Source organism: Streptomyces sp. NPDC057623 (genome assembly GCF_042800355.1).
Taxonomy (GTDB): Bacteria; Actinomycetota; Actinomycetes; order Streptomycetales; family Streptomycetaceae; genus Streptomyces.
This window is the reverse complement of sequence record NZ_JBHVGZ010000080.1, coordinates 7492-14650: the sequence shown is the minus strand read 5'-3', so window position 1 is coordinate 14650 and position 7159 is coordinate 7492. Positions and strand designations below refer to the sequence as shown.

Below are 7159 nucleotides of genomic sequence, written 5' to 3'. Positions count from 1 at the left end.
GGGGGGCGGCACACCATGTCGGTCACCGAAGCACGGACAGCGGTGCGGCTCGTGCCGAAGCGAGCGAGCGAGCGAGCGAGCGAAATGGAACGGCGGGATCAAACATGTTCGACCGTAGGAGCACGGTCCCCGCGGATGACGTGATTGACCGAAGGCAGCGAAATCCGAGCAGTCAGAGTCCAGAAAACTCTCTCCGGGGGCGCGCTATGACCGATCACTTAGGCTTCAGCCTCGCACAATTGCGATACTTCGTGGTCTCTGCCGAGGCGGGCAACATATCCGAGGCGGCAGAGCGACTGTGCGCCTCGCAGTCAACGGTTTCATCGGCCGTGATGCGGCTGGAACGCCAGCTCGGCGTGCAGCTGCTTCTTCGCCACCGTTCCCGTGGGGTCACTCTCACGCCAAGCGGCCGGCACCTACTGCGAGAGGCGCGCGCACTGTTGAGGCAGGCGGGGAACATCAAAGCCCAGGGCGACGCCCTGGTGAGTGACACCGCCGGCCAGCTCGACGTCGGATTCTTCTTTCCGATCACTCCGTTTCTGCTGCCCTTGGCTTATCGGATGACCAAGGAGCGCCATGCGCGACTACAGCTGAACGTGCACGAGGAATCCGCCGACCGGCTCTTGGAACACCTGCGAGACGGCCTGTGCGAGCTGATCGTCACCTACGACTTCCTGGCGGGGGAATCCAGGTTCCAGCCGCTCATCGACCTGTCCGTTCACGCCCTGGTACCCGAGAGCGATCCACGAGGCAAAGACGGCCCCATCACCTTGGGAGAACTGGGCACGCGACCGCTTGTCACCTTGGACTCCCCGCCTCTGGTCCGTCACTTCGAGAAGCTGTACGCCAACGCCGGCGTCACCATGCCTCGAGTGATCACGGCTTCGAGCCTGGAGACCGTGCGCGGGCTCGTGGCCGCCGGTGCCGGGGTCGCGCTCATGTACCAGCGCGCTTCGAGCATGACGGCGTTGGACGGCGGAAAACTCCGGGCGGTCGAGATCGTCGGAGACACGACGCCCTCGTCCCTCGGTGTGGCCATGATGCCCGGCCTCTCCATGAGCAGCCGTGGCGCGGCCTTCCGGGACGTGCTGCGATCGGCGATCTCGGTCACCTACGAGATGACTTCCCGTGCATGACCCCGGCTCGTGCCGTTCTCGCCGGGCGGAACAGATCGTCGTCCTCTCGGCCAGGTCTCCCGAGCGACTCGCCGCGTCCGTCGACACGCTGGCCCGGTTCCTCGACCGCGGCCCGGACGTCGACCTCGCTGACCTGGCCTACACGCTCCAGATCGCGCGGGAGGCGCTGCCCGAGCGGTACGCGGTCGTGGTGTCCACGACCGCGGAACTGCTCAGCACCCTGCGGTCCGGGCGCGGACACCGGGGCACCGTCAGGACCTCGGACGGTCCGCTGACGGGGCTCACCGGCGACGGCCTCCAGGGCGGGCTGTCGAAGGTCGCGGCGCTGTGGACGTCGGGCGCCGAGGTGGACTGGGAGCGTCTGCACGCGGGGGCGCCGCGCCGCGTGGTGCCGCTGCCGACGCGCCCGGGTCTGGACGAGTTGGTAACGGCCGTGGTGCGGGAGAAGATCGCGCGCGCTCTGTCAAGGAAGGCCGACGAGCTCGACGGCGGACTGGCCCTCGCCGACCAGGGCCTGGACCCGATGCGGGCGATGCGCGTGGTGCACCAGCTCAACAACGCGCTGTCGCTGAACCTGCCGACGAGCGTGGTCTTCGACTTCACCACGGCCGACCGGCTCTCCGCCCACCTGCTCTCCGAGTACGGGGACGTCATCGTCCCCACCGGGGACGTTCCGGAGACAGCGTCAGCTCCAGGCCCCCGCGTCACAGAGCGGCCGGCACCCGCGCCCGCCGTGGCTCCCGCGCCCCTCGCTTCGACTCCGCCCCCTGAGACCGCCCCGCCGTCCGGGCCCCACCCCGCCCCCTCACTCCCCCACCCCACCGCGCCCTCCCCTCCGTCGACAGGGCCCGACGGCCTGACCGCGCTCCTCCTCGACCGAGCCGCCGCCGTGCTGGGCGTTCCGGTCGACCGGATCGACCCCTCGGCCCCGCTCGCCGACCACGGCCGGCACTCCCTCCTCGTCCTGCGGCTCGCCGGCGCGCTGCGCGAGGACTTCGGCTACGACATCCCCGCCACCGCGCTGTTAGGCATCGAGTCCATCGACGACCTGTGCGCCCACCTGCGCGCCCGCTCCGCGGGTCCGGCCGGCGAACGGTGGAACCTCTCCCGGGGCCAGCTGACCATGTACCGGGACCAGCGGCGCTGCCCGGAGTCGGCCGCCTACAACCTGCCGCTCCTCTTCGAGGTCCACGGCGACCTGGACGAAGCGGCCCTGGAGCGGGCGGTCCGCGCGCAGACGGAGATCCATCCGGTGCTGAGCGCGGTCTTCGGTGAGCGCGCCGGCGTGCCGTACATGGCCGTCGACCCGGCCAGGACCCCGTCGTTCGACCGGGTCCACATCGCGGCCGTCTCGCGCGCGGCGCAACTGGCCCGGCTGCGGGAACTGGTCGACGTCCCCTTCGACCTGGCGACGGGCCCCCTGGTCAGGACGCACCTGGTCGCTCTCCCCGGACGACGGCGTCTGCTGCTGATCACCGCTCACCACATCCTGCTGGACGGCACGTCGACCGCGGTCCTCGTCCGCACCCTCAAAGCGGCATACCGGGGCGAGAGACATCCGAACGGCGCCTCCTACGGCGACTTCGTCGCCTGGGAGGAGGAACTGCTCGCCGGCCCGCTCGCGGCACGGCACCGGGACTACTGGCTCCGGGAACTGGAAGGGCCGCGTACGGCACTCGCGCTGCCCTACGACCGCCCGTACGACCCGAGGCGGCTGCCCCGCGTGGCCGTGGTGACGAGGAAGCTGTCACCCGCGCTGGTCACCGCGCTCACCGACACGGCGAGGGAACACCGGGTCAGTGTCGCCACGGTGTTCTTCGCGACGTACGTGCGGTTCCTGCGCCGGCTGACCGGACAGGACGATCTGGTCCTGGGCCTGACCACGGCCGCCCGCTACGACCAGCGGTTCAAGGACGTGGTCGGCCAGTTCGCGAACTGTCTGCCCCTGCGCTGCACGGACACCGGCGGCTTCCGAGAACTGCTCAAGTCCGTGCAGCGCAAGATGGTCGCCGCCATCGAGCACGGCGCCTATCCGCTCCTGGAGATCGCCCGGTCACTGGGAGCGGACGACGAACCTCTGGTCCTGACGAACTTCCTGTTCCAGAACTTCGAAGGCGCCGAACTCCTCACCAACGGCTCACCGTCCGGTCCCGGAGAGCTGGACCTGCGCCTGTTCGACGACCTGCCGTACGCCGGAGAGTACGCACTCTCCATGGAGCTCTACCGGGACGGCGAAGGCTACAAGGCTTTCCTCAAGTACGACACAAACCTTTTCGACGAAGCCACCGCGCAGAAATTGATGGACGAGTGGCGTTCCCTCGCAGAGAACATTCCAACCCAGAGAAATGAGGAATCGGCATGGCGCAGAACATGAGCGAGAAGGTGAACGCGTTTCTGCGGATTCTGGAGAAGTACGACTTCTCCGGCGCCCGGGCTATGTGCACCGACAAGGCCGTCGTGTGGCAGAACGACAGCACGGTGGAGCAGCCGATCGGCGAGCGGATGAAACAGTTCGAGTCCTTCGTCACCAACGTCACGTCACTGCGGTACGACGTGGAACGCCAGTTCCAGCATGAGAACGAGGTGCTCCAGCAGCACGTGCTGCACCTGGACCTGACCGACGGGTCCCACCAGGAGATCAACGCCCTGCTGTATTTCCGGTTCGAGGGCGACCTCATCGACCGCATCGAGGAGTACCACTACTCGATGCCGACGGACTAGTTCGCGCGCACCGGAAGGTCGAACCCATGAAGATCGGCATCATCGGAGCGGGCAACATCGGGGGCAACCTGACCCGTCGGCTCACCGCGCTGGGGCACGAGGTGTCCGTGGCCAACTCACGCGGAGCGCACACCCTCACAGCGCTCGCCGAGGAGACCGGCGCCACCCCGGTCGCCGTGTCCGAGGCGGCACAGGGCGCCCAGGTCGTTGTGGTGGCCGTCCCCCTCAAGGCGGTACCCGACCTGCCCGCGGGGCTCCTCGACGGCGCGGCGCCGGGCGTCGCGGTCATCGACACCGGCAACTACTACCCGCAGCGCGACGGCAGGATCGCCGCCGTCGAGGACGGGCTGCCCGAAAGCCGGTGGACGGAGCGGCAGCTCGGTCACCCCGTGATCAAGGCGTTCAACGGGACGTACGCCCAGGACATCCTGGACCGGGGCCGCCCTCAGGGCAGCCCCGGCCGCCAGGCGGTGCCGGTCGCCGGCGACGACCCGGAGGCGAAGCGGACCGCGCGCGACCTCATCGACGCCCTCGGCTTCGACACCGTGGACGCGGGCGGTCTGGACCAGTCGTGGCGCCAGCAGCCGGGATCGCCCGTCTACGGGTTCCGGGGCGGCGCCGACAGCGTCGTGAAGGCACTGGCACAGGCATCCGCGGAACGCACCGCCGAGTGGCGTGCCTGACTCCCCATCGGTCTCGGCTCCTCAGGATTCGGGCGAGTTCATGACCTACACAAACTGAAGGGAAACGCTTGTGCAGACGTTGGAAACGTCCACTCGCCCGAGTCGCCTGCCGTCACTGACGGGTATGCGGTTCATCGCGGCCTTCGCCGTTCTGGTCTCCCACATGGCCGGCCAGATCGTGGGAGAGATGCACCCCGGCCTGCCGTATCTGCTCACGACCCTCGGGCCGGTCGGGGTGGCTTTCTTCTTCGTGCTCAGCGGTTTCATCCTCACCTGGGTCGCCGACCCTGACGACACCGCGAGACTCTTCTGGCGTCGGCGCCTGGTGAAGATATTTCCGAACCATGTGACGACCTTCGTGGCCACCACGGTGCTGATGTTCGTCGCCGGTGTGCCGATCATGCTGATCAACACCGTTCCGGTGCTGCTGCTGATCGAGCCCTGGATTCCCAACTTCGACGCTCTCGGCGGATTGACGGGTATCAACGTGCCGAGCTGGACCCTCGGCTGCGAGATGGTCTTCTATTTCGCGTTCCCCTGGCTGATCCGCGCCATCACGCGCATCCGCCCGTCGCGGCTGTGGGCGTGGGCGGGCGGCGCCGCCGTGGCGATCATCGCCGTCCCGTTCGTCGCCCTGCTGCTGCCGGCTCAGCCGGCCACGTCGTGGGACCCGGAGATTCCGCAGTGGCATTCCTGGTTCGCGTACAGCTTTCCGCTCACCAGGATGCTCGAATTCGTTCTCGGCATCCTGATGGCACGCATCGTGATGACGGGGAAATGGATCCGCCTGGGCATGGCACCGGCATTTCTCCTGGCGGTCGTCTGTGTGGTGGTCCAGTCCTACCTGCCCGGTATTTTCCGCCTCTGCGCCGGGCCGACCGCGTTCGCGCTCGCCCTGGTGATCGCGGCAGGCGCCCGCGCCGACATACGCGGTGCGCGAACGCCGCTCAGCGGGCGGGTCATGGTGTGGCTGGGCGAGGTCTCGTTCGCCCTCTACATCGTGCACTACATCGTCATCCAGTACGGCCCGATCGATCTCGTGCACGCCACAGGGGCAGAGGTGACCGCGCCCCTCTCGACGAGGCTGGTCAACATCCTGCTCACCGTCGTGATCAGCCTCGCCCTCGCGGCGGCCCTCTACACGCTGGTCGAACGTCCCGCGGTCCGGCGCTTCAGCCGCCCCGCGAACAGGCGTGAGAGTCCGGCTCCGATCGCCCCTGTGGTGGACCGGCAGTGAGCTGAGAGGGCGACGCCTGTCCGCCGCCAAGATCGCAAAGCAGCATTGCGCCGATGTCGATCGCCGCGCGTCGTCGCGCCCGGTCGGCGCGATGTGAGTACCTCCCCACAGCCTGGAGCACTCCCATGACGAACCGCCCCCCCGTCCTCGCAGCCGGGATCCGCGCATTCCCGGCCACCAGGCCGGATTCCTGCCCCTTCGACCCCGATGAGACCTACACCCGGCTGCGCGCCGACGAACCCGTGTCGCTGGTGCGCTGCCCGGCCGGGATGGACGCCTGGCTGGTCAGCCGGTACCAGGACATCCGGGACGTGCTCTCGGATCCGCGGCTGAGCTCCCGCGCCGCCGGTTCGGACCACATGCTGCCGTCCTACGACGGGCGCGACCCGCTGCCGGGCTTCATGATCCAGCTGGACGGCGAGGAGCACGCGCGGCTGCGGCGACTGCTGATACGCGAGTTCACCGCACGGCGGGTGGAGTCACTGCGGCCGTACATCCAGAAGATCACCGACCAGCACACCGACGCGATGCTCGCCGGGTCGAGCGCCGACCTGGTGCAGGACTTCGCGTTGCCGATTCCCTCACAGGTGATCTGCGAGCTGCTCGGCGTGCCCTACGAGGACCACGCCGCCTTCCAGCGCGACAGCGAGGTGCTGACGAGCTTCGAGGCGGACGAGTCCGCCCGCGCCGCGGCCACCCGGCGGCTGGAGGACTGCCTCGGCGAGCTGATCGAGAAACGGCTCGTCGAGCCGCAGGACGACATGCTGAGCCGGCTCATCGCCCGCGCCGCCGAGACCGGCCGGCCGCTGACCGTGCAGGAGCTGTCCACGCTCGGCGTGCTGACGCTGGTCGCCGGGCACGAGACGACCGCCAACATGATCACGCTGAGCATGGCGGTGCTGCTGCAGGATCCGGAGCGGATGGCCGCGCTGCGGGCCGCCCCGGAGACGATCGGCACCGCCGTGGAGGAGCTGCTGCGCTACCTGACGGTGATCCAGTTCGGGCTGGTCCGGTACGTCACCCAGGACGTCACCGTCGGCGGCACGGAGATGAAGGCGGGTGAGTGGGTGGTCGCCGCGCTCCCGTCCGGCAACCGGGACGAGAGTGTGTTCCCCGACCCCGACACCGTCGATCTCGGCCGGCGGGCCCGTACGAACCTGGCGTTCGGCTTCGGCCCGCACCAGTGCATCGGCCAACAGCTGGCCCGGGTCGAGATGCAGGTCGCGCTGGCCACCCTGCTGCGCCGTCTGCCGAGCCTTCGGCTGGCGAGGCCGTTGGAGCAGGCCGACTTCAAGCTCAACGACATCGTCCACGGCCTGCGCAGTATGCCGGTCGTCTGGTGACACCCGGGTCGGTGTCGCACCGGCACCCCGGCGCGACAC

General features: G+C 68.9%; 5 protein-coding genes and 1 pseudogene. All 6 read left to right on the top strand.

All coding sequences use genetic code 11. From position 1 onward, the window contains the following. Nucleotides 1-206: 206 nt before the first annotated feature. Entirely contained in the window at nt 207-1136 is a 930-nt protein-coding gene (locus ACFU95_RS43570) for a LysR family transcriptional regulator (RefSeq protein WP_383840847.1), read from the top strand. Continuing rightward, complete coding sequence (locus ACFU95_RS43565) at nt 1129-3510, top strand: condensation domain-containing protein (RefSeq protein WP_383840844.1); 2382 nt, start codon at nt 1129-1131, stop codon at nt 3508-3510. Before ACFU95_RS43570 ends, ACFU95_RS43565 begins: the two co-directional genes overlap by 8 nt. After that, the gene (locus ACFU95_RS43560; protein WP_383840841.1) at nt 3495-3857 is read left to right on the top strand and encodes a nuclear transport factor 2 family protein; all 363 of its coding nucleotides are present in this window, start codon (nt 3495-3497) and stop codon (nt 3855-3857) included. Before ACFU95_RS43565 ends, ACFU95_RS43560 begins: the two co-directional genes overlap by 16 nt. 20 nt (nt 3858-3877) lie before the next feature. Beyond that, nucleotides 3878-4540: pseudogene (locus ACFU95_RS43555) on the top strand (NADPH-dependent F420 reductase); the annotation flags it as partial. Nucleotides 4541-4664: 124 nt separating this feature from the next. After that, nucleotides 4665-5777, top strand: coding sequence for an acyltransferase family protein (locus tag ACFU95_RS43550; RefSeq protein WP_383840838.1), 1113 nt, complete (start codon nt 4665-4667; stop codon nt 5775-5777). A gap of 125 nt (nt 5778-5902) precedes the next feature. Beyond that, the gene (locus ACFU95_RS43545) at nt 5903-7120 is read left to right on the top strand and encodes a cytochrome P450 (RefSeq protein ID WP_383840835.1); all 1218 of its coding nucleotides are present in this window, start codon (nt 5903-5905) and stop codon (nt 7118-7120) included. Nucleotides 7121-7159: the final 39 nt, after the last annotated feature.